Source organism: Methylobacterium sp. 1030 (assembly GCF_040544715.1).
GTDB lineage: Bacteria > Pseudomonadota > Alphaproteobacteria > Rhizobiales > Beijerinckiaceae > Methylobacterium.
Genome location: NZ_JBEPKM010000001.1, coordinates 366,626 through 392,672 on the forward strand (window position 1 = coordinate 366,626; position 26,047 = coordinate 392,672).

Annotated in this window: 15 protein-coding genes and 2 pseudogenes; 11 read left to right on the forward strand and 6 right to left on the reverse strand. The window is 69.1% G+C overall.

The window, feature by feature from the left end:
* The first annotated feature begins 25 nt into the window (after window positions 1-25).
* Together ABIC30_RS01795 and ABIC30_RS01800 are read left to right on the forward strand one after the other, a co-directional pair.
* Complete coding sequence (locus tag ABIC30_RS01795; RefSeq protein ID WP_020091083.1) at window positions 26-3,214, forward strand: efflux RND transporter permease subunit; 3,189 nt, start codon at window positions 26-28, stop codon at window positions 3,212-3,214.
* Window positions 3,215-3,404: 190 nt separating this feature from the next.
* Complete coding sequence (locus tag ABIC30_RS01800) at window positions 3,405-4,352, forward strand: DUF6662 family protein (protein WP_234081791.1); 948 nt, start codon at window positions 3,405-3,407, stop codon at window positions 4,350-4,352.
* Window positions 4,353-4,554: 202 nt separating this feature from the next.
* Here the strand turns inward: ABIC30_RS01800 and ABIC30_RS01805 are convergent, their stop codons facing one another.
* Entirely contained in the window at window positions 4,555-5,835 is a 1,281-nt protein-coding gene (locus tag ABIC30_RS01805; protein ID WP_020091085.1) for a family 16 glycosylhydrolase, read from the reverse strand.
* Between the two features lie 482 nt (window positions 5,836-6,317).
* Between ABIC30_RS01805 and ABIC30_RS01810 the strand changes: the two genes are divergently transcribed.
* The 3 genes from ABIC30_RS01810 (at window position 6,318) to ABIC30_RS01820 (ending at window position 12,016) form a co-directional block, all read left to right on the forward strand.
* A complete protein-coding gene (locus tag ABIC30_RS01810) occupies window positions 6,318-8,861 on the forward strand; it encodes a hypothetical protein (RefSeq protein WP_234081790.1) in 2,544 nt (847 codons plus the stop codon).
* 105 nt (window positions 8,862-8,966) lie between these two features.
* A complete protein-coding gene (locus ABIC30_RS01815) occupies window positions 8,967-10,691 on the forward strand; it encodes a type I secretion system permease/ATPase (RefSeq protein ID WP_100251533.1) in 1,725 nt (574 codons plus the stop codon).
* On the forward strand, window positions 10,688-12,016 hold the full coding sequence (locus ABIC30_RS01820; protein ID WP_132368515.1) for an HlyD family type I secretion periplasmic adaptor subunit: 1,329 nt from the start codon (window positions 10,688-10,690) through the stop codon (window positions 12,014-12,016). Before ABIC30_RS01815 ends, ABIC30_RS01820 begins: the two co-directional genes overlap by 4 nt.
* A 499-nt stretch (window positions 12,017-12,515) precedes the next feature.
* Here ABIC30_RS01820 and ABIC30_RS01825 read toward each other — a convergent pair whose 3' ends face one another.
* The gene (locus ABIC30_RS01825) at window positions 12,516-12,740 is read right to left on the reverse strand and encodes a hypothetical protein (RefSeq protein ID WP_020091090.1); all 225 of its coding nucleotides are present in this window, start codon (window positions 12,738-12,740) and stop codon (window positions 12,516-12,518) included.
* Between the two features lie 977 nt (window positions 12,741-13,717).
* Between ABIC30_RS01825 and ABIC30_RS01830 the strand changes: the two genes are divergently transcribed.
* Both ABIC30_RS01830 and ABIC30_RS01835 read left to right on the forward strand, forming a co-directional pair.
* Entirely contained in the window at window positions 13,718-13,984 is a 267-nt protein-coding gene (locus ABIC30_RS01830) for a hypothetical protein (RefSeq protein ID WP_020091092.1), read from the forward strand.
* 75 nt (window positions 13,985-14,059) lie between these two features.
* Window positions 14,060-14,233, forward strand: coding sequence for a hypothetical protein (locus ABIC30_RS01835; RefSeq protein ID WP_165923179.1), 174 nt, complete (start codon window positions 14,060-14,062; stop codon window positions 14,231-14,233).
* Window positions 14,234-14,693: 460 nt separating this feature from the next.
* On the opposite strand, the pseudogene ABIC30_RS01840 reads toward ABIC30_RS01835, so the two are convergent.
* Window positions 14,694-15,128: pseudogene (locus ABIC30_RS01840) on the reverse strand (transposase family protein); the annotation flags it as partial.
* A 127-nt stretch (window positions 15,129-15,255) separates the two neighbouring features.
* On the opposite strand from ABIC30_RS01840, the gene ABIC30_RS01845 reads away from it, so the two are divergent.
* Complete coding sequence (locus ABIC30_RS01845) at window positions 15,256-16,872, forward strand: FAD-dependent oxidoreductase (protein WP_354453749.1); 1,617 nt, start codon at window positions 15,256-15,258, stop codon at window positions 16,870-16,872.
* A 516-nt stretch (window positions 16,873-17,388) separates the two neighbouring features.
* Here ABIC30_RS01845 and ABIC30_RS01850 read toward each other — a convergent pair.
* The gene (locus ABIC30_RS01850) at window positions 17,389-18,807 is read right to left on the reverse strand and encodes a HAMP domain-containing sensor histidine kinase (RefSeq protein WP_354453751.1); all 1,419 of its coding nucleotides are present in this window, start codon (window positions 18,805-18,807) and stop codon (window positions 17,389-17,391) included.
* Window positions 18,800-19,477: a response regulator transcription factor gene (locus ABIC30_RS01855; RefSeq protein WP_020091096.1), complete on the reverse strand. Its 678-nt coding sequence runs from the start codon at window positions 19,475-19,477 to the stop codon at window positions 18,800-18,802. Before ABIC30_RS01855 ends, ABIC30_RS01850 begins: the two co-directional genes overlap by 8 nt.
* Before the next feature lie 246 nt (window positions 19,478-19,723).
* On the opposite strand from ABIC30_RS01855, the gene ABIC30_RS01860 reads away from it, so the two are divergent.
* The 3 genes from ABIC30_RS01860 to ABIC30_RS01870 all read left to right on the forward strand — a co-directional run bounded on the left by ABIC30_RS01860 (window position 19,724) and on the right by ABIC30_RS01870 (window position 24,470).
* Entirely contained in the window at window positions 19,724-19,921 is a 198-nt protein-coding gene (locus tag ABIC30_RS01860; protein ID WP_056526371.1) for a polyhydroxyalkanoate synthesis regulator DNA-binding domain-containing protein, read from the forward strand.
* A 175-nt stretch (window positions 19,922-20,096) separates the two neighbouring features.
* Window positions 20,097-21,311: an efflux RND transporter periplasmic adaptor subunit gene (locus tag ABIC30_RS01865; protein WP_354453753.1), complete on the forward strand. Its 1,215-nt coding sequence runs from the start codon at window positions 20,097-20,099 to the stop codon at window positions 21,309-21,311.
* Window positions 21,312-21,320: 9 nt separating this feature from the next.
* On the forward strand, window positions 21,321-24,470 hold the full coding sequence (locus tag ABIC30_RS01870) for an efflux RND transporter permease subunit (protein ID WP_103984582.1): 3,150 nt from the start codon (window positions 21,321-21,323) through the stop codon (window positions 24,468-24,470).
* A gap of 318 nt (window positions 24,471-24,788) precedes the next feature.
* Here the strand turns inward: ABIC30_RS01870 and ABIC30_RS01875 are convergent.
* Window positions 24,789-25,965 (reverse strand): annotated as a pseudogene (locus tag ABIC30_RS01875) (IS3 family transposase).
* Window positions 25,966-26,047 lie beyond the last annotated feature (82 nt).

Sequence of the window (26,047 nt, forward strand, 5' to 3'; positions counted from 1 at the left end):
GACGCCGGCACCGAGGGCCAACGGCATGATCTCGCGCTTCTTCATCGAGCGGCCGGTCCTGGCCAACGTGCTGGCCCTGGTCATGGTGCTGATCGGCGCGGTGTCGCTCTTCAACCTGCCGGTGTCGCAGTATCCCAACGTCGTGCCGCCGACGGTCCAGGTCACCACCCGCTACCCGGGTGCGAGCGCCCGCACGGTGGTCGACACGGTGGCGCTCCCGATCGAGCAGCAGGTCAACGGCGTCGAGGGCATGCTCTACATGCAGTCGACCAGCGCGAGCGACGGCACCTACACCCTCACGGTCACCTTCGCGATCGGGACGGACGGCGATCAGGCCCAGGTGCTGGTGCAGAACCGGGTCGCGATCGCGATGTCGTCGCTGCCGCAGGCGGTCCAGGTCCAGGGCGTCACGACCCAGAAGAAATCCACCGCGGTCCTGCAATTCGTCACACTGTCGGCCAGCGACGGGAAGTTCGACAGCCTGTTCCTGTCGAATTACGGCGTCATCAACGTGCAGAACGAGCTGGCCCGGCTGCCCGGCGTCGGCAACGTCACGGTCTTCGGCGCCGGCCAGTACGCGATGCGGATCTGGCTGGATCCCGACCTTGTGCAGGCCCGGGGCCTCACCCCCGACGCCATCATCAACATCGTGCAGCAGCAGAGCCAGGAGGTCACCGCGGGCGCCGTGGGGATGCCGCCGGTCCCGGCCGGCCAGGACTTCCAGTACACGCTCAACGTCAACGGGCGGCTCAACAGCGCCCCGGACTTCGAGAACATCGTCGTCAAGGCGGACGCGCAGGACGGCGGCCGCATCACCCGCTTGCGCGACGTCGGCCGCGTCGAGCTCGGCGCGCAGACCTACAGCCAGTCGTTCACGCTGAACGGGCAGCCCGCCGCCGGCATCGGCATCTACCAGCTGCCCGAGGCGAACGCGTTGACGGTGGCGAACGCGGTCCGCACTCGGATGGCCGAGCTCGCGAAGACCTTCCCGTCGGGCCTCGTCTACGCCATCCCGTTCGACACGACGGAGTTCGTGCAGGCCTCGATCCACGAGGTCTACATGACGCTGTTCGAGGCGGCCGTCCTGGTCCTGATCGTCATCCTGGTCTTCGTCCAGGACTGGCGCGCCATGCTGGTGCCGGCGACGACGGTGCCGGTGACGATCATCGGCGCCTTCGCCGCCATGGCGGCGATGGGCTTCAGCGTGAACCTCTCGACGCTGTTCGCGATCGTGCTGGCCATCGGCATCGTGGTGGACGACGCCATCGTGATCGTCGAGGGGGTCTCCCACCACATCGACGAGGGCCTCTCGCCCCGGGCGGCGGCCGAGAAGGCGATGGAGGAGCTGTTCGGCCCGATCATCGGCATCACCCTGGTGCTCATGTCGGTGTTCGTGCCGGCCGCGTTCCTGCCCGGCCTGACCGGGCAGCTCTACAAGCAGTTCGCCCTGGTGATCGCCGCCACTGCGCTGATCAGCGCGATCAATGCCGCCACCCTGAAGCCGACCCAGTGCGCCCTGTGGCTGCGCAAGCCGGTGCCGCCGGAGAAGCGGAACGTGTTCTACCGCGGCTTCAACCGCGTCTACGGGGTCCTCGAGGGCTGGTACGCCCGGCTGATCGCCACCATGGTCCGGCGCAGCCGCCTCATGGTCGCCGTGGCGCTCCTGCTGATCGGGCTCGCCGGATGGGGGCTGACCCGCCTGCCGACCGCCTTCCTGCCCACCGAGGACCAGGGCTACGTCCTGATCGGCGCACAGCTGCCGGACGGGGCCTCGAAGGAGCGCACCGACGCGGTGATGCAGCGGATCAGCGTCCAGGCGAAGGCGACGCCGGGCGTCGACAACGTGCTCTCGATCAGCGGGATCTCGGTCCTCGATTCGAGCGCCAGCCTGCCCAATGCCGGCGTCGCCTACGTGGTTCTCAAGAACTGGGATGTCCGGGCCAAGGAGAGGGGCCAGGATCTGCGCAGCCTCTACGAGCGCTTCAACACGATGCTGGCGGGCGTCGAGGACGCCGAGACCTTCGTGCTGATCCCGCCGCCGATCCAGGGCATCGGCAACGCCAGCGGCTTCACCATGCAGATCGAGCTGCGCAACGGCGACTTCGACTACCCCCTGCTGGAGAGCCTCGCCCGGACGGTCGTCGCCGACGGGAACTCGCAATCCGGGCTGCGGAAGCTCAACACCTCGTTCCGGGCCGGCGTGCCGCAGATCGCGATCGCGGTGGACCGGGTCAAGGCCGAGGCCCTCGGCGTGACGGTCGGGCAGGTCTTCTCGACCCTCTCGAGCTACGTCGGGTCGTCCTACGTCACGCAGTTCAACAAGTTCGGCCGGACCTTCCAGGTCTACGTGCAGGCCGCGCCCGATTACCGGCTCCGCCCCGAGGACGTCGAGAACCTGAAGGTGCGCGCCGGCAACGGCGTGATGGTGCCGCTCGGCACCGTCGTGGAGATCAAGTCCGTGCAGGGCCCGTCCCTGATCAGCCTGTACAACCTCTACCCGACGGCGACGATCGTGGGCGGGGCGGCGCCGGGCTTCAGCTCCGGGCAGGCGCTGGACCTGATGCAGCAGATCGCCGCCAAGGTGCTGCCGCCGGGCACGGGCTACGACTGGACGGCGATGTCGTACCAGGAGAAGGCGGTCGGCGCGCAGATCTACCTCGTGTTCGCGCTGGCCATCCTCCTCGTCTACCTGGTCCTGGCCGGCCAGTACGAGAGCTGGATCCTGCCGCTGGCGGTCCTGCTCGGCGTGCCGCTGGCGCTGCTGGGCACGGTCGGGGCGCTGCTGCTGCTCGGCGTCGCCAACAACCTCTACACGCAGATCGGCCTGATCCTGCTGATCGCGCTGGCGAGCAAGAACGCCATCCTGATCGTCGAGGTCGCCCGCGAGAAGCGGCAGGCCGGACTCGACATCGCGGCCGCCGCCGTGGAGGCGGCGCGGCTGCGCTTCCGCCCGATCCTGATGACCTCGTTCGCCTTCATCCTCGGCGTGCTGCCGCTCGTCACCGCCTCCGGGGCCGGGGCCGCGGCGCGCAAGTCGATCGGCATCACGGTGTTCAGCGGCATGCTCGCCTCGACCTGCCTGGCGGTGCTGTTCGTGCCGTCCTTCTACGTGATCCTGCAGCGGATCGAGGAGCGCCGCGCGCGCCGGGGGCAGCCCGGGCCTGTCGCGTCCCCGCCCCCGGCCGGGACAACCCCCGAGACCGGACCGGCGTGAGCCGGAGCGCGGACGCGGCGCGGTTCCGCCCCGCGCCGCCGTCACCGCGCGACGCCGTTCCCTCCGACGCGCGGCGCCGGATCCGCGACCGGACCTCCGGAGACCACGCGTCCGGCATGCTCGACCGTTGACGGCCTTACATCGCCCACCCTATTAGATATAGCATTAGCTATAATGATGGGTCAGGGCTATGACGCACACCGGCGCTCCGCGTCGCCTCTCGGCTCTAGGATCGGTCCTGTGCGGCCTCGCCGCGGCGCTCGGGTTGGCCGCGGGGCTCTGGATGGCCGCAGCGCTCGGGCCGGCACTGGCCCAGTCCCTGCCCACAGCCGCCGAGAACCTGACGCCGGGCGACCTCGACAGCGAGCATCTGTTCGGCTTCACCGAGGGGAGCGACCTCGGCGTTCCCGGGGAGGCGGAGCTGGAATGGGAGACGAGCGGGCGACTCGGCCGGCGCGTCGCCCGCTTCCTGACCGTGGACAGTTCCCTGGCCCTGAAGGTGCCGCTGACCAACGATTTCCGCCTGGCCCCGGGCGTCACCTTCAACGCCTACGACATCGGCGCGCCGGGCACCCCGGCCCGGACCACGGGCGGCTTCAACGGCGGCTTCCTCGAGACCCGGGTGCGCCTGATGGATCGCCGGACGGCCCCCCTCGGCCTGACCCTCAACATCGTGCCGGGCTACGGAACCGTCGACAGCGGGACGGGCGTGCCGGCGCGCAGCTTCGCCACCGAGATCGGCCTGCTGGCGGATCGCGAGATCATCCCCGGCAAGCTGATCGCCGCCGTCAATGTCGGCTTCGCGCTCTCGACGACGCGGCTGACCGTGATGGACGCGCCCGTGCGCGGATCGGGGATCGAGGTGGCGGGGGCGCTGGCCTACTGCGTCCGGCCCGGCCTCTTCCTCGGCGGCGAGGCACGCTATGCCCGGACCTACGACGGCTTGGCGCTCGACCGGTTCGCGGGCGAGGCCGTGTATCTCGGACCGACCGCCTACATGACCCTGTCACCCCAGGCCTGGGCCTCGTTCACCTGGAGCTTCCAGGTCGCCGGGCAGGCGACGGGCGAGCCCGGCCCGCTCGACCTGTCGAGCTTCGACCGCCATCAGATGCGGTTGCGCGTCGGGTACAGCTTCTGATCGCGGCCCTGTCGCCGCACCGCGGCCTGCGAGCCTCAGGGTGGGCGGACAGGCGCCGAGAACGCGACCCTGGTGGAGCAGTCGAGGGACCGAACCGCCCGTGCCGACGGGCGGTGAGCCTGCCGTGGATGTCGGCTGAAGCGGCCCGGTCGCGACGAGAAGTGGGACTGGCTGCCCCGGAGCCGGTCTTCCGGAAGGACTATTACATGCCGAACATGTTCGCAGTCGGAGCATGCAACGTGAAGGCATGACCCTCATCAATCCAGCCGCTTCCGGCGTGACCTTGCTCGATGTAGCTGATCTCATCGGCGCTGGAAGCGTAGTAGTGCCGTCCGCTCTCGGTGTTGACGAACCGCTCGACGGTCAACGCATGCGATCCCGCGGCGGTCGAACTCGCGTAGGCGTCGAACGCAACACCGTCATAGTTGTAGCCGGAACCGTCCGAGAGAAGCCCGTCGCGCTCCGCGGTGCTGGTCGTGTAGAAGTGGTCGCCGGTCGTCGGGTTGGTGAATCGAAAGACGTCAGCCGTGGCAGACGATGACACTGGCGCGGCCCAGCCGACGCCCTGATAGGCGTAGCCCGACGGGGTGCTCTCAAGCTGCGCGCGTTCTGCAGCGCTTGCCGTGTAGAAATGCCGTCCTGAGGCGGCGTCGTAGAAGTGAAAAACCGGCTCAAGCGCCGCGGCGCCCGGACTGGCCTGATAAGCCCGCATGTAGTCAATATTCATCTGCGCGGGAAATGGCGTCGACGCGTCGGCGTCGCCCGGCCAAGAGCCGCCGACGGCGAGATTCGCGATCATGTACATGGGCTTGTCCAGACCGGCCGGCGTCGGCGTACGATAGATCTCCTGTCCGTCGAAGTAGAAGGTCAGCGTGTCCGGTTGCCAGTCAACGCCGTAGGTGTGGTAGCCGCCGCTCATGTCGGCGACTGCGGAGATCCCCTGGCTCATCGTGTGGTTGCCGGGTGTCTGGCCGGGCGCCAGGCTGTGCACCGTGGTGTAGAGCGTGCCGGGATCGTGCCCGAGCATCTCCATCACGTCGATCTCGGGCGGCCAGGAACCGTCCGCCGGGAGCAGCCAGAACGCCGGCCAGAAGCCCTGACCGGCGGGCAGTTCGGCCCGCATCTCGAAATAGCCGTAGGTCTGGCTGAAACTGTGGAAGGTATTGACCATTCCCGACGTGTAGGGCTGATCCCCCAGGTCCTGGATCAGAGACGGATCCGACGGCGCGGCTGTGATGGTGAGGATGCCGTCGTGGACGCGGAACGGGTTCGGGAGCGCGCTGCCGTCGGGTTGATCGGCGCGGACATACCATTGCTGCTCCTGATTGAAGGGCCGCGTCCCGGTCGACGTGACGTGGATGCTCCACTGCGGGCCGCCGGACGTGTCGAGACCCGAAGTGCCGTCCCAGAGCGGCAGCGTGTTGAAGTCCTGGCTGTAGGTGAGTGTCGCCGTCTGGGCGAGATTCCTCGGATCAATGGCCACGGATCACCTGCCCATTCGTGCCACGCACTGAAGTGGCCGCGCCGCACGATACAATCATAAGCTGCATCGGAAAACAGGGCGCCTGGGTTCCGACGATGATTGCCGGGCACGGTCTGGTCGATGGCACGACGCGCGGGATGCCGCCGTCGATCCGAGCAGATCGATACGGAGGAGCCGATCGACAGCGAATATTTGAAAGTATATCCCGTAATCCTCCGAGATTTTAGGATTACAACGAGCATTGCCATTCTGGCTGATTTTATATACAAAATACTAATACAAATGATAGTCGAGCACGTCATTTCTGCGACGCATATTGCTGTCCGCGACCGAAGCGCGACGCGGTTGGACCTCCTCCCTCGGCGGTGTCGTGACCGGCCGCACGCAGCAACGGCAGGCCGCAGGCTCGGTATTCTTTACCGACGCTCGGGTCCGCAACCCATAATTGTACTGCCGGTTACGCATCAAAACCGGAGGTGCCCATGTCGTCGTCCCCTCTCGCCGCGCTCAACCCGTCGTCACGCTCGCTTGAGTGGCTGGTCGGGTCCAGCGCGCTACTGTCTTCCACCGCACTGTCGACCGGCCAATTGACGAGTCTCGGTCCGATTACCTCGCTCATCGAGAGTGCCGTCGACGTCGGTGCGGCGGACGAGGGCGGATCACTGCTTCCCGGCGCGCTGGCCGATACCGCGAACCAGATCGTCCTCGACACCCATGCGCAGCTCGAGAACGCGGGTCATCAGGTCGCGGCGCTGAACGGCCCGCTCCACGGTCTGACCAATCTCGGCGAGACGGTCGGGCTCGGTCATATCGGCGAGGCCGGCAACCTGATCACGGACCTGACCGGCGCCGTCGCCAACCCGACCGATGCCGGCAGCGTCGTCCCGGTGTTGAACGATGCCGGGCAGGTCGCCGAGGCTGCCGGAACCTTGCTGAATACCGTCACAGCATTGCCCGTGGCCGGCAACGGCCTTGTCGGCTCCGGCGGCACGCTCGCGCCGGCGGTGGGGATTCTCAACCAAGCCGTCCTCGACCTGCACACGACGCTGGAGGATGTCGGCCATCAGGTCCCGGTGCTCAACGCGCCGATCCACGCCCTCACGGGCCTCGGCGAGACGGTCGGCCTCGGTCGCATCGGCGAGGCGGGCAATCTCCTGACCGACACGCTCGCCGTGCCGGGATCGCTCCTCACTGGCGGCGGCCTCGGCTCGGCCACGCCGGTCCTCGCGGATCTCGGTTCCATCCTCGGAGCGACCGACACGCTGATCACCTCCGTCACCGGGGCCGCGACGGCCGGCGGGCTGCTCGCGTCGGGCGGCCTTCTCGCCCCGGTCGCGAACCTCGCGAACACCGCCGTCCTCGACGTCCACATGACCCTCGAGAATCTCGGGCACGAGGTCCCGCTGCTGAACGGCGCTGTCCACGGCCTGACCAATCTCGGCGAGACCCTCGGACTCGGCCATCTGGGCGAGGGCGGAAACCTGCTGACCGACGCCGCGGCCCTGCCCGGTGCCCTGCTGGGCGGCCAGGGGCTCGGCGCATTGTCCCCGATCCTCGGCGATGTCGGCGCGGTGGCCGGTGCGGCCGGCGGACTGCTCGGCGGCGTCACCGCCGCGGTGGATGGCCTGCTCGGCACCGTGACCGGCGGCGCTCCGGACGGAACCGGCACCCTGCTCGGGCCGAACGCGCCGCTGCAGCCGGTGGGCGCTGTCGCCAACACGCTGATCGACACCGTCCACGGGGCGCTGGAGCAGGTCGGACACGACGTGCCGCTCCTCAACGACCCGCTCCACGCGGTGATCGCGCTGGGCAACACGGTCGGACTGAGGGAACTCGGCGACAGCCACAACCTGCTCACCGACACCATCAACCTGCCCGGCGCGATCCTGACCGGGAACGCGCCCGGAGGCGTGGCGCAGGTCGTCGACGACCTCGGGCACGTGGCGGGCGCGCTGGGCGGCGTCGTCGGCTCCGCGACCGGCCTCCTCGACTCGGCCGGCGGCGGTCTCGGATCCGGCCTGCCGGGCGGCGGTCTCCTGGCACCGGTCACCTCCGCCCTCGGCGGCTTGACGGGGGACCAGGGTGCCGGAGCCCTCGACGGTCTCCTGGGCGGCCTGAACGGAGGCCCGGGTTCCGGCGCGGCCGGCGCGCTGCTCGGGACGAACGCGCCGCTGCAGCCGGTCGGAGACGTCGCCAATACGCTGATCGACGGCGTCCATGCGGCCCTGGAACAGGTCGGCCACGATGTGCCGGTCCTGAACGACCCGCTCCACGCCGTGATCAACCTCGGAACCACGGTCGGCCTGGGGGAGCTCGGCGGGTCGAGCAACCTCGTGACCGATGTCGTCAATCTGCCGGGCGCGGTCCTGAACGGCGACGGAGGCCCCGCGGTGACGCAGGTCGCGAGCGATCTCGGGTCCGTGACGGAGGCGGCCGGCGGCGTCGTGGGCTCGGTGGCGGGGATCCTTCCCGCGGCCGGCGGGGACGGCCACCAGGCGGGCTCCCCGGTCGACGGCGTCGTCGGGACCGTGACCACGGTCCTGGGCGGGGGCGAGACCGGTGGGGCAGGGAGCGCCGTCGGAAACCTGCTCGGCACGCTCACCGGCGGCACGTCGGGCGAGCCGGGAGCCGAGACCCACCCGTTGATCGACGTGTCGGCGGGCCCGACGACCTCGACGCCGGTGGCGGACGTCGCCGTGCTCACGCCCGCCGCCGATCCGGCCCACACCGTCGACGTGAGCGCGGTCGCGGTGAGCGCCGATCAGCCGAGTCTTGCCACGGCGAACCTGCTCAGCGGCGACAGCATCCACCTGCCGCAGACGGGCGGCGGTGCCGACTCCCTCGTCGGCCACCTCGTGGACGCGGTGTCGGGGACCTCCGCCGCGCCGGCCGAGGCGGGCGCCTCCCAGGGCGTGAGCGTCGATCTCGGCGTCGCCACGATCGATCTCGGCGGCCACACCGAAGTCCAGCACACGGACCCGACTCCCCACACGGCCACGAGCGGCCTGCACCTGCTCGGCCTGTGAAACGCGGCCCCCGCCGCCGACGCGGCGGGGGCTTCCGCGACGCCGGGGCCCGACCCGCTTCGGCCCGAACCGCTCCGCTGACGTGCCAAGCCGAGGGATCGACCTGTGACCGATGAACGCGTGTTGCGTGTCGCGAAGCGGCGCGAGTTCTGGTCCGCCGTCAGGGCCGGGCGCACGTGCCTGATCACCGTGATGATCGTCAGCGGTCTGATCAATCTGCTGATGCTCACGGCCCCGATCTTCATGCTGCAGGTCTACGACCGGGTGCTGCCGAGCCGGAGCATCGCGACGCTCGTCGGTCTCGCCGGCATCACGCTGATGCTGCTCGTGATCCAGAGCGTCTTCGAGATCTTCCGTGCCCGGATCCTGGCGCGCTTCGCGCGCCTCGTCGACGAGCGCCTCGGTCCGCGGATCTTCCGGACCCTGCTGGTCCGCGGCGCCGAGATGCCGCGCAGCGATGACGGGCCCCAGGCCCTGCGCGATCTCGACACCGTCCGCGGCTTCGTGTCGAGCATGGCGGTCAGCGCCTTCTTCGACCTGCCCTGGGTGCCGCTCTACGTCGCGGTCTGCTTCCTGTTCCATCCCTGGCTCGGCGCGGCGGTGGCCGGGGGCGCCCTGTTCCTGTGCGTGCTGACGATCCTCACGGACTGGGCCTCGTCCGCGTCCACCCAGGAGGCCGTCCGAACGGCCGGTGAGCGCCGGTCCTTCACCGACATGGCGCACCGGACGGCACCGCTGCTCTCGGCGCTCGGGATGCGGTCCCGCATCGCGGAGCTCTGGCAGGTCCGGGCCCGGCGGAACCTCGACGTCGCGGCGTACGGGAACGACCTGGCCATCGGCTTCGGCACGACGGCGCGCCTGCTGCGCACGGTGCTGCAATCCGGCATCCTCGGCCTGGGCGCCTTCCTCGTGGTCCGCGAGGAGGCGACGGCCGGCGTTATGCTGGCCGCCACGATCCTGTCCGCGCGCGCCCTCGCGCCGGTCGACCTGGCGATCGCCAACTGGAAGTCGTTCTCGGGCGCCCGGCAGGCCTGGGGCCGCCTCGTCGCGTTCCTGCCCCGGCGGGAGCCCGCCGCCCTCACGCCGCTCCCGGCGCCGCGGGAGAGCGTGCGCGTGACGGCCCTGTCGATCGCGGCGCCCGGGACCGACACCCTGGTGCTCCACGACGTCAACGTCGCCCTCGCGCCCGGAAGCGCCCTCGGGGTGATCGGAGCCAGCGGCTCCGGCAAATCCACCTTCGCCCGTGCCCTCGTCGGGCTGGCGCGCCCGAACCGCGGCGTGATCCGCCTCGACGGCGCGGCGATCGATCAGTGGGATCCCGATGCCCTCGGGCGCGCGGTCGGCTACCTGCCGCAGGACATCGAGATGTTCGACGGCACGATCACCGAGAACATCACGCGCTTCGATCCCGAGCCCAACCCCGAGGCCCTGCTGGCGGCTGCCCGGGCCGCCGGCGTGCACGAGGTCGTGCTCCGGCTGCCGGGCGGCTACGACGCCCGCGTCGGTACCGGCGGCCTGGGCCTCTCCGGGGGTCAGCGGCAGCGGATCGCGCTCGCGCGGGCGCTGTACGGCGATCCGTTCCTCGTGGTCCTCGACGAGCCGAACTCGAATCTCGACGTCGACGGCGATCGCGCCCTGTCCGCCGCCGTGCAGGGCGTGCGCGCCCGCGGCGGCATCGTCGTGGTGATCGCGCACCGGCCGAGCGCGCTGGCGGCGGTCGATCGCATCCTGGTCCTCGGGGACGGGCGCGTGCAGCTGCACGGCCCGCGCGACGAAGTTCTGTCGAAGCTGAACGCCCTGACGCGGCAGACGCCCACGAGGGTCGCATGACGACGGATCGCACGCCTGACGGGCCGGCTACGGATCCGACATACGAGACGCGCCGCTCCTTGCGGCGGCACGTCGCCGGCGTCGCCGCCGTGATCGTGGTCGCCACGGGCGCGGGGGCCTGGACGGCGGCGACGGAATTGTCCGGCGCCATCATCGCCACGGGCTCGCTGGTGGTCGAGAGCAACATCAAGAAGGTCCAGCATCCGACCGGCGGCGTCGTCGCCGAACTGTCGGTTCAGGAGGGCGCGCGCGTCCAGGCGGGCGACCTGCTGGTCCGCCTGGACGCGACCACCGCCAAGGCCACCTACGACAGCGTCACCAAGAGCCTGTGGGAGATCGCGGCGCGCAATGCCCGGCTGGAGGCCGAACGCGACGGCCGCGCGAGCCTCGCCATCGCCCCCGAACTCGAGGGAGCCGGACCGGATGTGGCCCGGATCGTCGACGGCGAGCGCAAGCTGTTCCGCTTCCGACAGGACGCGCTCCAGGGCCAGAAGGCGCAGCTCCGCGAGCGGGTCGGGCAGCTGAACGAGGAGATCAAAGGCCTGTCCGAGCAGGCCGCCGCGAAGGAGCAGGAGACCGCGATCATCGGGCGGGAGTACGAGGGCGTCGAGGATCTCTGGCGGAAGAACCTCATCCAGCTGACCCGGCTCACGAGCCTCCAGCGCGACATGTCCCGCCTGAAAGGCGAGCGCGGCGTCCTCGTCGCCAACATCGCGCAGACCAAGGGCAAGGTCTCGGAGACCGAGCTGCAGATCATCCAGCTCGAGCAGAATCTCCGCAGCGACGTCGCGAAGGAGCTCGCCGAGAACCGCGCCAAGGCGGCGACGCTGACCGAGCAGCGGATCACGGCCTTCGACCAGCTGCAGCGCATCGAGATCCGCGCGCCGCAGACCGGCTACGTGCACGAACTCGCGGTCCACACCCGCGGCGGTGTGATCTCCCCGGGCGAGCCGATCATGCTGATCGTGCCGACCGCGGATTCCCTCGTCGCGGAGGTACGTGTGGCGCCGCAGGACATCGACCGGTTGCAGACCGGTCAGGCCGCGGGGTTGCGCTTCCCGAGCTTCGACCAGCGGACGACACCCGAACTCAACGCGCGCGTGACCCGGATCGCGGCCGATGTGAGCGAGGACAAGCGGACCGGCAGCTTCTACTACCTCGTTCGCCTGGGCGTGACGAAGGAGGAGATGAAGCGACTGGACGGGGCCAAGTTGATGCCCGGCATGCCCGTGGAGGCCTTCATCCGCACGGCTGACCGAACGGTACTTTCCTACCTCACCAAGCCGCTCGTCGATCAAGCCCGGCGGGCGTTCCGGGAGAAGTGAGATCCGCCCGGTCGCCCGCATGGACGGTCACGGAACCTGCGGAGATCGCGGAGCCGATCCCTACAGGACCGACTGTGTCGCGCTCGGCGAAACGCCGGTCCGAGCACGGGGAAGCACCGGCCAACGCACGTCCGCCTTCGCGGGCGGCGCGCATGCGAGAAGCCATTCCGCTTCCACCCGCTGCATTTGTTCAACGCGGGCTGTGGAGCTTCATCGCCTGGCGGCGGACGCACTGGGCAGGGGGCCACGGTGCGGTGGCGTGGGGTCACGAAGCCTCACAACGAGCACGGCTGCGAGCGCGGCGGTGACCGCGAGGATCGCGATCGTCGCGAGTCGGTCAGGCGGTCTCCGCTTCATGGCCACGTCTTAGCAGCTGCGCCTGCTCCTCGCAGGATGCGGACCTGACACGCCCCGACGCGCCCGGCTCCGATCGGGCGCCGGCCGGCGCCGTGCCGATCCCGGTGCACATGGCTCGGCGCTGCGACCTTCTCCGATCCTGCTACCGGTTGGTGTCAGACGCCCGCGGCCCGATGGGTTCGCAGGAGACGAACAGGCTCACGAACCAGAACAGGGTCATGGCGGCGATCGCCGCCGCGGTCCCGAACAAGGGGCTGACGATCAGCGCGGCCAGCACGCCATGCTTCCACATCAGGGTAATCGCGATGAGCCAGCCGAGGCTCGCGGCGATAGATACCCGGATGATGCAGCATTCGGATGCCTGCATCACAACCTCCAAGCTCCATATACAACGCATACGTGCATGAAACGGTGATGGTTCAATGTGGCAAACTGCTGGGTTCGCGAGGGATCAGCTGCTCGGCACTGCCGAGCCGGGGCCGACGGCCCCTTCTCACGCGCGCGACAGCGGGTGAGACAATTCGGCATCCTCCACGTTCGATCGTCCGTCACACGAAGTGCGGCGGCAGGATCATGACCTGGGCGTGCACGACGAGACTGAACGCCATGGCGGCCGTCACGACGGCGTCGACGAGACGGTTCGTCAGGGTGATCGGCTTGGTCATCGTGGCCCCGTCAGCTCGGCTGTTCCGAGGCGGCCTTATGGTCAAGCTGGATGTCGCCAGGATTGCTCCGATTGTTGCATGAGGCTGGCAGGATCGACCTGCGCCAGCCGGCGCGCTCAAATTCCGGTCTCCCGCTTCGCGACATCGCCCTCATCGCGGTCCTTCGCGAGAGGCCGACCGCCGGGACGTCAGCCAAGCCCTGCCGCATCCGGAGCCGGCGGAAGGAGCGGTCTGCCGCTCAGCACCGAAGCGGGCCTCGCGCCCAGCAGCGTACGCAGCTTCCGCGGGTCTTCCGTGTCTTCGGGTATCGGGCGTTCTCCATGTTGAGGAGGTCCACAGCCCGCTTCAGAGCAGGTCCGGGGGCGGCACGGACCATGAGGTGGCGAGGTTCGAGGCCGGCGATGCGCTGCTGAGACCCGCGCCAGCCTCACCTTGGGTCGCGGCGAGGGTCGCACGCCGCCGCTGAGGCTGGAACGCGTTACCGGTCACCCTGTCGGCCGCCGCCATCCTGCTGTGTTCACAGGCCCATCGGCAGGTGGGCAACGCAACGGCGGGTGCTGCTCAGGTTCTGCGTAATCCGAACCCGAGGCGCCGGGGGATTTCCCGTTGAGGTGACGCTAATCCGACATATACCACTTTTAGTTGCATTAGCCATCTGGAAGAGGGGGCGGCGCGTCAGATGTCGGAAGCCATCCTTGCACGCGATCAACGGACGGAGTGGTTGCCCAGAAGCCGGCTCGGTCTCCTGATTTTCGTGCCGGGTGCACTGCTGTGGATCTCGATCGTCCTCTGCATGCTGCCGATCACAGTACTCGCATTTCCTGCGGAATGGATGTTCAAGAACAGGCCGAACCTCCATGCGACAGCCGTGATGATTCTCGTGTGCCTCGGCGCAGCCAATGTCGTGATCGCTCCGGCGACCGTGCTCTACCTCCTGTATGCCTGACTGGCGGGCTATGTGCTCCACCGCAGGAACCAAGCTTGCGGACATCGCCTCGGTAGGCTGATGCGACGGTGAATCATGGCTCACATCGAGACAGTGTCGGTTCAGGATCAATCCATGCGTCCCTGGATGGATCGCTTCCTCACGATGATCATGGTCGCAGGCGGCGTGGCGACGGTGGTGTGGATCGCCGCGATGCTGGTGGTCGGCTGGCAAATGGCCGTCGTGCTGATGGGCCTGAGTGCAGTCTGACAGGCGTCCCTGCCTGAGGGTTGCCGCCACTGCTTCCGAGCCGCCCCTTCCGCGACGGGGTGCGGGACCACGGGCGCCCGATGGCGAAGCTGAGCGGGGTCAGCCTCCACCGCCGCCCCCTCCCCCTGTTCCGGGTCCGCCGAGGTTGCCGTCCTTGTTCGGCGTGTTCCAGTGGATGATCCCGTCGCCGGCGGGACGCGGCGCGGTATTGGGCGGCCGCGGGAAAGCGAAGGGGGAGAACGCAGTCGCGCCGCGCGGGGCGGGGCTGCTCGCTCGAGAACGCCGCGCGACAGCTTCGGTGCTCACGAAACCCGCGAGCGCGACAACGAGCCACCTGATCGCCGCGCTATGCATGATCGACTTGCCTCGCGCTGAGGTGCGCCACCGAGCGGCGACGGCTGTGCGCAGGGTAGCAGGATCGCTGCGCTTTCGCAGCGGCAACCCAGTCCCTCCGTCTCGTCAGTGCGCGCAGGACGTCCGATGCCGTGTAGCGGTTCGCCTCTGCTTCCAGCTTGGCGAAAGCCAGCTTCGAGGTTCGGTCGATGGCCACAAACAGGTCGAGTTTGCCTTCTTCTGTCCTGACCTCGGCGATATCGATGTGCATGTAGCCGTGGGATGATCGGCGAAGCGCTTCTTCTTGGGCTTGTCGCCTTCCGTCCGGTAGGCGCCCGGTGCCGTGCCGCTCCAGGCAGCGGTGCAGCGACGAGCGGGTCAGGTGCGGGATCGTGGGCTGTAGGCCGTAGAGGCAGTCGTCCAGCGGCAGCAGGGTATGCCGGCGGAAGGCGACGATGATGACCTCCTCCGCTGGGGTCAGAACCGTCGAACGGGGCTGCTTCGGCCCCATAGCGGCATCACCTGTCGTCTGCCGCGTTCGCCACTTCTGGACTGTCGGCGGGGCATCCCTCGCAGCATGACGGTCGACCGTACCACCACACCGCGGGATCAAACATCGAGGGTCTTGCCTGTAGCGGCCGAGCCATCGATGCTGCGCCGCAGCGGATGGCCTACGACGGGAGCGACCCTTGGAAACGATCGGCCGTGACCTGCGGGAGATGCAGCGCATACCCCTCGCTGCATCGCATGTCGCCGCATTGCGGGCGATCGGGGCCGAGAAGCACTACTCCGCAGGCGCCTTTCTCGTCCGTGCCGGTGAGCCAGCCGATCGCTTCGTGTATGTCGAGGCCGGCGAGATCGAAGTCGTGAATCCCTTCACGGACGAGCGCCATCTCCCATCCACCCTCGGTCCGACCCAGTTCATGGGCGAAATCTCGTTCCTGAACGGCGGCGTTTGGTCGATGCCCATGCGGGCGAGCGCAGATACGGTCGTCACCGAGGTGCCGCGCCCCGAGATGCTGCGACTGATGTCCGAGATCCCGGAGATGTCGGACATCATCATCACAGTCCTCGCCGCACGGCGGCGGCGGCAGCTCGACTCGCACGACGGCACGCTCGTGCTCATCGGCGAGGACGACGACCGGAGCGTACGGCGGATCGCCGAGTTCGCGAGCCGCAACCGGCTTCCCTACAGGACCTATCCGTTGGGCAGCCCGGAGGCGGCAAGCGTCGCAACGGCCTGCTCGATCTCGGCAAACCGACCGGCGGTCATCTTCGGCCGGGACGTGGTCGTGACCGAGCCGACGCCCGCCAAGGTCGCGCGGCTGCTCGGCCTCGACTACAACCTCGTCGACGACGAGGCCTTCGACGTCCTCATCGTGGGCGGCGGGCCGGCCGGGGTGGCAGCGGGCGTCTATGCGGGTGCGGAGGGGCTGCGCGCGTTGGTTATCGAGGATGTGGCGATCGGCGGTCAGGCCGGCACATCGAGCCGGATCGAGAACTACATGGGCTTCCCGACCGGGATCTCGGGCGCCGATCTCGTCTGGCGCGGCGAGATCCAGGCGATGAAGTTTGGCACTCGCTTCGCGATGCCGCGACGGGTGGCGAAGTTGGAGCGGCTCGAGGACGGATCGTTCTGTGCGACGTTTGACAACGGCCGGCGCGTTCGGGGACAGGCCGTCGTCGTCGCGACCGGCGTCCAGTACCGAAGGTTGCCGATCGACCGCCTCGAAGCGTTCGAGGGCGCCGGCATCTACTACGCTGCGACGGAGATCGAGGCGCGCTACTGCCGGAATGCCGAGGCAATCATTATTGGCGGCGGCAACTCGGCGGGCCAAGCTGCGATGTATCTCAGCCGCTCAGCGCGGCACGTTCGCCTCCTGGTGCGCGGGCAATCGCTCGCCACCTCCATGTCGAGGTACCTGTCGAGCCGGCTCGAGGCAGACCCGGCGATCACGATCGAGTACGGGGCCGAAGTCACCGATCTGCACGGCGATGACCATCTCGACGCGGTCACGATCCGCACCGTCGCCGACGGAGCGACGCGCAGGATCTCGACCTGCGCCGTGTTCGTCATGGTGGGCGCCGCCCCCAATACCGGCTGGCTCTCGGGGCTCGTCGAGCTTGATAACCACGGCTTCGTCCTGACCGGAGACGCGATCGGCGCGCATTCGCCTTACGCGACGTCGCATCCGGGAATCTTCGCGGTCGGCGACGTCCGCGCCAGCTCCGTCAAGCGGGTCGCAGCCTCGGTCGGCGAGGGATCGGTCGTCATCTCCAAGGTGTGGGAGCACGTTCGGTCGTAGAGTTCGCCGCCCGGGACGCACACGATCGGAGCGCCGGATCGACGAACGGCCGTTTCTGGGAAGCTCTGCTGACTATCTGCCAGACTGTTTCGGGTGGCTTCCTGCCCGCCTGCTTCCGACCGGCGGATGTCCCGAAGCGGACATCTCCACGGGGACCGCTCACGCCCTCGCCGCACCTTCGAACAGCTTGTCCCAAGGTGTCGGGGATGGGAGCATACCACCGAGGAATGCCGGGAAAGCCTTCACGTTTGGATCGCCGCGTCGGCTCTCCGGCCACAGCGCCGTGAACACAGAGCGCTCAGTGGCGAAGCTCTGCAGGACCGGCACGAACGCGCCCCGCTCGACCTAGTGACCGGCCAGGTCACCACCACGACGCGCTCTTCTGAACGTCCAAGATGGGTGGATCTGAAACGGCCCGCTTTCGACTGGCATAGACATGGAAGCAGACGTGCCGCGACGCTTCTTGATACGCGAGCCCATTGGCAGATCATTTAGCGGGCAGGGCCAGAAATTCATTCAAAAATTGACAAGCGGACCTTTTCTCGAAGCCGTCCAATAAGCAGAAGACGTGCGGTCTTCGATGGTCAAATTCGGGAACGTCATCGCGAAACGGCAACCACCCTTTTCCGACGTGCGAACACTCACGCTTGCGGCGTGAATCTTGGCGATGGCGGCGACCAGGCTGAGGCCAAGGCCGTTGCCGGGGGTCTGGCGGGACATCTCGGCGCGGTAGAAGCGGCGGAAGACCTTCTCGTGCTCGCTCGCCGGCAGGCCTGGGCCGGTATCTTCCACGGCCACCTCGATCGCTTGGCCGGTCCAGGCGACCCCGACCCGGACGGTCCCTCTGGGGGGCGTGAACTTCACGGCGTTGTCGATGAGGTTCGACAGGGCCTCGAAGCAGAGGTCCCGGTCGCCGTGGACGGTGAAAGGCCCCACCGCCGACAGGACGAGCCGGACGCCCCTCTCTTCAGCCTCGGGCTCGAAGAAGTCGACCGCCGCAGCGGCGACCTCCCCGAGGTCGACCGGCGCGAAGGCGGTCCGGCGGCCCTCCTCCATCGCGCCGATCCGAAGCACGGCCGTCACCATCGCGAGTGTCTGGTCGATCCAGGCGAGGCCCTGATCGATCGCCTCGTGCAATTCCGCCACCGTTCGCGCCTGCGCCCGGCTGCGTTCCAGCCGGGCCCGCAGGCGGGTCAACGGCGTCCGCAGGTCGTGGGCGACGGCATCGCCGACGCTGCGGACTTCGCCCATCAGTTGCTCGATCTCGTCGAGCATGCGGTTCACGTTGGCGGCAAGGCGGTCGAACTCATCGCCCCGGCCTCCGACCGGCAGGCGCTTGCCGAGGTTGCCGCGCATCACCTCGGCGAGCGCCACCTCGGTGGCGGCGAACCGCCTGCGGCCCCGGCGGGCGAGGACGAGGCCGCCGATCCCGGAGAGCGCCAGCATCGGCAGTAGCCCGAGGCCGAGCGCCCGCAGCGTCGTGACCCGCACCCGGTCGATGTCGTCGGTGTCGTGGGCGATCACCACCGTGCCGCCGCCGGGCAGCGCCAGGGCCGCGGCCCAGATCTCGTCGGCGAGGCTGCGGCCCCCGACCTCCACCGTGGCGTTCACCCGGTAGGCATCCCCGTCCCGCGGCAGCCCCTTCGGCATCGCATCGAGGTTACCCGCGCGCCGGACGCCGTCCGGAGCGAAGTAGCCGCCATAGTGCCGGGCATGCGGGTCCATGGCGGTCCAGGTGTCGACCCGCAACGCCGTGGCGGCGGGGTCGGCCGCGGCCGCGCGGACTTCCAGCCGCAGGGTCTCGGCGAGTTCCTCCCGCAGGTAGGAGGCCGTCTGCCAGTAGATGAAGGCGAACATCGTCAGGGCGAGAAGCACCGACCACAGGGCGATCCCCACCGCCCACCGCAGGGTGGTCGAGCGCAGGAGGTCAGTCATCGGGCGTGAGGGTGAAACCGACGCCGCGGACGTTCTGGATCAGGGGCGCCTCCCCGGCCGCCTCAAGCTTGCGGCGCAGGCGGCCGAGATGGACGTCGATGAGGTTCGATTTCGGGGTAAAGCGGTAGTTCCAGACCTCCTCGAACAGCATCGCCCGTGTGACGATCCGACCGGGCGCGCGCATCAGATAGGCGAGGAGCTTGAGTTCCCGAGGCAGGAGGTCGAGGTCGCGCGCGCCGCGCCGGCCCGTCCCGGCGATCAGGTCGATCTCCAGGCTTCCGACCCGCAGCAGCGTCTCGCGGGTGTCGACCGGGCGGCGGAGCAACGCCTCGATCCGTGCGGCGAGTTCGCCGAGCGCGAAGGGCTTGGCGAGGTAGTCGTCGCCACCAGCCCGGAGGCCGCGGATGCGCTCGTCGACGTCGCCGAGCGCGCTGAGGACGAGGGCCGGTGTCCGGTCCCCGTCCCGGCGCAGGTCCTGCAGCACGCCGAGCCCGTCCTGGCCGGGCAGCATCCGGTCGAGGATGATCGCGTCCCAGCCGCCCTGCCGCGCCGAGCGAGCGCCGTCCGGCCCGGTCGCGGCCCAGGCGACCTCGTGGCCGCGCCCGCGCAGGTCGTCGCGCACGTCCCCGGCCGTGTCCCCGTCGTCCTCGATCAGCAGCAGCCTCGCCACGTGAACCCGGTCCTCCCGCGTTGCCAGTGTGTCGCATGTCGGCCCTGCGGTCTGCGCGAGGAAGCGACTGTGAACCAGAATTTAGTGGCGCCCCATCGGCTTCGTCCAATTTATTAGAATGACTCTAGCGCGCACCTCGGGCCCTGTTCGGCTGGGCGCGATCCTCAGCGGGCTCCTCCGATGTTGTTCCTGCTACGCCGCTTCCCCGCATCCGCCGCGATCCCCCACCGCTGAGGGAGTCCACACATGCCCCGGAAGCGGCGGCCCCGCCGCCTCATCAACCGTTACGCCCAGAGCCGGCTCTACGACGTCGAGACCCGCACCTATGTCTCCGTCGAGCAACTGCGGGAATGGCGCGGCGAGGGCTTCGAGGTTGTGATCCGCGAGGTCGAGACCGGGCGCTTCGTCAGCGACGAGGTGCTCCCCACCGGCTTCGACGCATGAACCTCATCCGCGGAGCGTCCGGCCCGACCGGTCGGCAAGCTGCCTGTCCATGTCGCTGAACACCGAAGCGTCCGCGCGCCCCGCGGAGGTCTCGGAGGCATCCGAGACCGATGGCTTCGGGCGCGGGGATGCCTCCGCGCCGACTCCGATTGTGAGCCGGAGCCGCGCGCCGCGAGTGCTGCTCATCCTGGCGGTGCTGGCCGCCGTGGCCTTCGCGGGCTGGACCTATCGCGGCCCACTCCTCGCCGGCCTTGGCCTCGCCCCGCCCGCGGTCCCCGAGGCGAAGGCGGACCGTTCCGACGACACCCCGGCGAACCCCGATCTCGTCACCCTCGACGGGGCGGGGCAGACGCGGATCGGCTTGGCCTTCGGCACGGCGGAGACCCGCCGGATCGTGCTCCCGGTGCGGGCGCCGGGCACCGTCGCCTTCGACGAGCGGCGGGTGACGCATCTCAAGCCGCGCACGCAGGGACGTGTACTGAGCCTCGCCGTCCAGCCCGGGGACCGGGTGACGGCGGGGCAGACGCTCGCGACCCTCGATGCCGCCGGCCTCCTCGACGCCCGCAACGGGCTTCAGGCGGCTGAAGCCGCCCTCGGCGAGGCGCGGGCCTCCGAGGCGGTGGCGGCGCTCCAGGTGAAGCGTGGGCTGGAGCAGCTGAAATTCGGGGGCGTGGCGCAAGCCGAGGTCGAGCGGCGGCAGGTCGATCTCGCCAAGGCACAGGCGGCGGTGAAATCTGCGCAGGCGAACGCGGAGATGTACCGGGCGCAGTACCAGCGCCTCGCCCCGGCCGAGGGCGCCGCGCCGGGCACCAGCGCCGTGGTCACGCCGATTGCCGGCGTGGTGACGAGCGTCGGCATCACCCTGGGCGAGGTCGTCGATACCGGGCGCGACGCCTTCACGGTGGCCGATCCCACCCGTGTCGTCGTGCTGGCGAACCTCTACGGGGCCGACATCTCCCGGGTGAAGGCCGGGGATGCGGTCTCGGTGGAGAGCCCGGTGCCCGGCCATCCGCCCTTCGAGTGCCATGTCCGCTCGGTCAACGCCGCCCTCGATCCGGTGACGAACACGGCGCCGGCGCGGATCGAACTCGACAACCCGCAGGATCTCCTGCGCGCCAACCTTTTCGTCTCGGTGACGGTCGGGGCTGATCTCGGTCGCGACGGCGTGACCATCCCGGCGGCGGCCGTGCAGCAGACGGACACCGGCCCCATCGCCTTCGTGCGCACGGCCCCGGACAGGTTCGAGCGGCGGGCCCTGACGCTGGGCATCCAGCGCACCGACTGGGTGGAGGTGCGCCGAGGCGTGGCGGCGGGTGAGAGTGTTGCGACCGCGGGCAGCTTCGGCCTGAAGGCCATCCTGCTGCGCAGCCTTCTCGGCTCGACGGATTGAGCGCCGGCGATGAAGAGCTGGTTCGCCATCCTGGTCCGCCGCCGCTTCCTCGTGCTGATGATCGCGCTGGCCGCGGCGGCGGGCGGCGCCGCTAACCTCGAAGGTCTCTCGATCGACGCGGTGCCGGACATCTCGCCGAAGCAGGTGATGATCCTCACCCTGTCGCCGGGGCTCGGCCCCCTGGAGGTCGAGCGGCTCGTCACCTTTCCTGTCGAGAACGCGATGGCCGGTGCGCCGGGGCTCTCCAACGTCCGCTCGACGTCCCGGGCCGGCGTCTCGGCGGTCTACGTCACCTTCGACGAATCCGTGTCGGTCACAGCGGCGCGGGCGGAGGTGTTCCAGCGCCTGCCCCAGGCCAAGAGCCTGATGCCCGCCGGAGTCGGCGATCCGCAGATGGGTCCGATGGCGACCGGGCTCGGCGAGATCTACCAGTTCGAGCTGCGCGGGCCCGCCTACACGCCGATGCAGCTCAAGCGCATCCTGCAATGGACCATCGCGCCGAAGCTGAAGCTCACCCCCGGAATCGCCGACGTGAACATCTACGGCGGCCAGATGCCGACCGAGGAGGTCCGCGTCTCGGCGGACGCGCTGCGCCGCTACGGCGTGACGCTGGCCCAGGTCTACACGGCGCTCGCTGAGAACAACGCCGCCCGGGGCGGCGCCTACATCGAGCACAACGACCAGCAGGAGACGATCCGCGGCCTCGGCCTCGCCAAGGGCCCGGAGGACATCGCGAACATCGTCGTCGCGACGGGCCCCGGCGGCGTGCCGGTGACGCTCGGCACGCTGGGCACGGTGCAGGAGGCCCCCAAGGTCCGGCTCGGCGCCGTCACCCACGACGCGGAAGGCGAGACCGTCGTCGGCATCGCGATGATGCGCTACGGCGAGAATGCCAGCGCCGTGGTCGCGGAGGTGAAGAAGACGATCGCCGCCCTGCGCCAGCAACTGCCGCCGGGGGTCGAGATCGTCCCGTTCTACGACCGCAGCGCGCTGGTGGACCGCACCATCCGCACGGTGGAGCACAACCTCCTCGAGGGGGCGGTGCTGGTGATCGTGGTGCTGCTCCTACTGCTCGGCAACCTGCGCGCAGGGCTGATCGTCGCCGCCGCGATCCCGCTCTCGATGCTGATGGCGTTTGCCGGGATGCGGCTGCTCGGCCTGTCGGGCAATCTGATGAGCCTCGGGGCGATCGATTTCGGGCTGATCGTCGACGGCGCGGTGGTGATGATCGAGAACGTGCTCCGCGCCCGGGGCGAGCACCCGGACCGCCCGGCCCACGACGTGATCCGCGACGCCGCCGCCGAGGTGGCCCGCCCGGTGATCTTCGCGGTGGCGATCATCATCATCGTGTACGTCCCGATCCTCGCGCTGGAAGGCGTGGCCGGCAAGATGTTCGCCCCGATGGCGCTCACGGTGATCCTGGCGCTCGCCTCGTCGCTCGTCGTCACCCTGATCCTGATGCCGGCGCTCGCGGCGCTCTTTCTCGCCGGGCGCGGTGTCAATGAGCGCGAGACGCGTCTCGTCCACGCGGTGCGGGGTGTCTACACGCCGGTGCTGCGCTGGGCCGAGCGGCACGCGCTCGCCACCGTGCTCACGACGGTCGCCCTGTTCGCCGGCTCCTGCGCGATGGCCACGCGGCTCGGGGGCGAGTTCCTGCCGAAGCTGTCGGAGGGCTCGATCGTCATCACCTCCGAGAAGCTGCCCGGCATCGCGCTGAACGCCTCGCTCGCCACCGTGACCCGCATCGAGCGGGTGCTGAAATCCTTCCCCGAGGTGAAGCGGATCGTCTCCCTCACCGGCAGCGCCGAGATCCCGACCGACCCGATGGGCGTCGAATCGACCGACAGCTTCATCACCCTGACCGACCCCTCGACCTGGAGGACCGCCGACAGCCAGGAAGGGCTCGTCGCGGCCTTCGATAAGCGCCTCCGGGAGGAGGTGCCGGGCGTCGCCTACAGCTTCTCGCAGCCGATCCAGATGCGGATGGACGACCTCTTGGAGGGCGTGCGCGGCGACGTCGCGATCAACCTCTACGGCGACGACCTGAAGGTCCTGAAGGACACGGCCGATTCCATCGTGCGGGTGGTCTCAGGCATTCAGGGCGCGGCGGACGTGAAGGCCGAGGCGCAGGCCGGGATGCCGGCGCTCTCGATCCGGGTCGACCGGGTCAAGGCCGCCCGCTACGGGATCAACGTCTCGGACGTGCTCGACGTGGTCGAGAGCATCGGCGGGCGCCCCGCCGGCATGGTCTACGGCGACGACAATTCCATCACCGACATCGTGGTCCGGCTCGACCCGGCCGACCGCAGCGACATCGAGCGCATCCGCGCCCTGCCGGTGGGGCGGCCGCGCAAGGAGACCGGTCCCGCCATGACGGTGCCGCTCGCGATGGTGGCCTCGGTGGAGGTCACCTCCGGCCCGGCCCAGATCAGCCGCGAGCGGCTGCAGCGGCGGATCTCGATCCAGGCCAACGTCCGCGGCCGCGACGTGCAGAGCTTCGTGGACGCCGCGCAGAAGGCCGTGTCCGATCAGGTCAAGCTGCCGCCCCGCTACGCGCTGCAATGGAGCGGCCAGTACCAGAACCTGCAGGAGGCTACCGCCCGCCTCTCGGTGGTGGTGCCGGCGGCGCTGGCGGGGATCCTCGTCCTCCTCGTCGTGATGTTCGGCGACATCCGCCGCGCCGGGCTGATCTTCCTCAACGTGCCGATGGCCGCGACGGGGGGCATCCTTGCCCTCTCTGTGCGCGACATGCCGTTCTCGATCTCGGCGGCGATCGGCTTCATCGCGACCTTCGGCATCGCGATCCTGAACGGCGTGGTGCTGACGAGCACCATCCGCGACCTCGAAGCTTCCGGCCTGGACCCGCGGGAGGCGGCCACCCGGGCGGCCGAGAGGCGCCTGCGCCCGGTGATGATGACGGCCCTTGTCGCAGCGCTCGGCTTCCTGCCGATGGCGCTCTCGACCAGCGCGGGTGCGGAAGTGCAGCGCCCGCTCGCCACGGTGGTGATCGGCGGCCTGATCACCGCGACGCTGCTGACGCTCGTCGTTCTTCCCGCCGTCTATCCGGTGATCGCAACGTTGCGCCTGCCCTTCGGCAGGGTGAGCAAGCGACGGCATTCGAAGCCCCGCCAGCGGATGCAGCAGGGGACCGGTCGATGAGCGCACTCACGGCGACGGCTGCGTTCGCCGTGGGGCGAGAGTACCGACGTTGCTCGCGACATAAACTGCTCGAGTTTACGAGTTCGCCGCGTTGAACTGCTTCGAACAGGGAATCTCAGGTACAGTCGCCGCCGACTTCGATGCCTACCGACCGTGCGCGGCCGGTCGCAGATGACCGCTTTGGGCGAAAGCTTGGCCGCGATCCGGGCGGCCGGCATGGGTCGCCAGCGGAACGTCCGCATATGCCCCCATCTTCATAGCCTCGGTTCGGGTGTCTCCTTGACCTGACCGGTATTTTGGACCGAGCCGATTGAGAGACTACTGCATGGTGGCGGCCATGGAGAGCCGGAAGGCCAGATCTGGGAAGCTGACAGGCGCAGGTGGCCGATAGCCAATCGACGAATGCGGTCGGACGCGGTTGTAGGTAGATTGTCATCGACCAATCACGATCTGCGCCTCCTTCAGCGAGCAGAAGATCTCTTGGCGTAGGCACTCGTCGCGCAGCCTACCGTTGAAGCTCTCACAGTACACGCTCTCCCACGGCGAGCCGGGTGCGATGTACTGAATCTGTGGCCCCGTCTTGGCGACCCATTTGCGCAGCGCCTTCGAGATCAGCTCGGGGCCGTTATCGCAGCGGATGTGCTCCGGGAGGCCGTGCAGGCACATCGCATCGGCCAGCGTCTCGATCACACCTACGCTGTTGATGCGTCGGGCCACCTTCAGCGCCAGGCATGTCCGACTGTGCTCATCGATCAGCGTCAGGACGCGCAAGCTGCGCCCGTCATGTGTCTGCGCCTGCACGAAGTCGAAGCTCCCCACATGGCTGCGGCGGAGCGGCCGCAGTCGCACGCATGAGCCGTCGGTCAGCCAGATACGGCTGCGCGGCCGGTGCTCCCGGGGGACCTTCAGCCCCTCGCGAGGCCAGATGCCCTCGTCCTGAGGTTCTCGAAGGATGAACCCGATCCTTGCCCACCGGCCAGCCGTTTGCCTGCAGCAGCGCGGTGAAACGGCGGTATCTGTCGCGCCGTACTCGGACGCCAGGGCCATGATGGCGCGGGTCAGCGCATCCGCGTCGGCCGGCAGTGTGGGCACGTAGCGTGGGCACGTAGGGCTGCGTGCCCCGGTGCAGGCCGACGATCCGGCAGGCGTGACGTTCGGAAGAGGCCGTACTTCTCCCGGATGCCATCGACCGCCTGCCGGAGCCGCTCGGGGGCTACAAGTTTCCCGAGGCGACGTCCGCCAGTACCTGCTTTTCCAAAGACAGGTCCGCCACGAGCCGCCGTAACCGAGCGTTCTCGCGCTCCAACTGCTTCATTTTCCTGGCTTGGTCGACTTGGAGGCCGCCGTACTCCTTGCGCCAGCGTGAGTCGCTCTGCTCAGAGATCTCCGCCTCCTCGCACGCCAGCGCCAAGCTTTTGCCTTGTGCCGTCTGCACCTCGATCTGGCGCAGCTTCAGCACGACCTGCTGCCCGCTCGTCTTCTGACCTCGCCGCAGGTCCGACGCCTTCGGTCCTGGCTGATCCTCTCAATCAGCCCGGTCCAAAGCCAGCCGGTCAGGTCACGAGACACCACCCATA

Coding starts and splice junctions, on each gene's coding strand:
- ABIC30_RS01795 (WP_020091083.1), top strand. CDS start 26: ATGATCTCGCGCTTCTTCATCGAGCGGCCGGTCCTGGCCAACGTGCTG.
- ABIC30_RS01800 (WP_234081791.1), top strand. CDS start 3,405: ATGACGCACACCGGCGCTCCGCGTCGCCTCTCGGCTCTAGGATCGGTC.
- ABIC30_RS01810 (WP_234081790.1), top strand. CDS start 6,318: ATGTCGTCGTCCCCTCTCGCCGCGCTCAACCCGTCGTCACGCTCGCTT.
- ABIC30_RS01820 (WP_132368515.1), top strand. CDS start 10,688: ATGACGACGGATCGCACGCCTGACGGGCCGGCTACGGATCCGACATAC.
- ABIC30_RS01825 (WP_020091090.1), bottom strand. CDS start 12,740: ATGCAGGCATCCGAATGCTGCATCATCCGGGTATCTATCGCCGCGAGC.
- ABIC30_RS01830 (WP_020091092.1), top strand. CDS start 13,718: ATGTCGGAAGCCATCCTTGCACGCGATCAACGGACGGAGTGGTTGCCC.
- ABIC30_RS01835 (WP_165923179.1), top strand. CDS start 14,060: ATGGCTCACATCGAGACAGTGTCGGTTCAGGATCAATCCATGCGTCCC.
- ABIC30_RS01850 (WP_354453751.1), bottom strand. CDS start 18,807: ATGACTGACCTCCTGCGCTCGACCACCCTGCGGTGGGCGGTGGGGATC.
- ABIC30_RS01860 (WP_056526371.1), top strand. CDS start 19,724: ATGCCCCGGAAGCGGCGGCCCCGCCGCCTCATCAACCGTTACGCCCAG.
- ABIC30_RS01870 (WP_103984582.1), top strand. CDS start 21,321: ATGAAGAGCTGGTTCGCCATCCTGGTCCGCCGCCGCTTCCTCGTGCTG.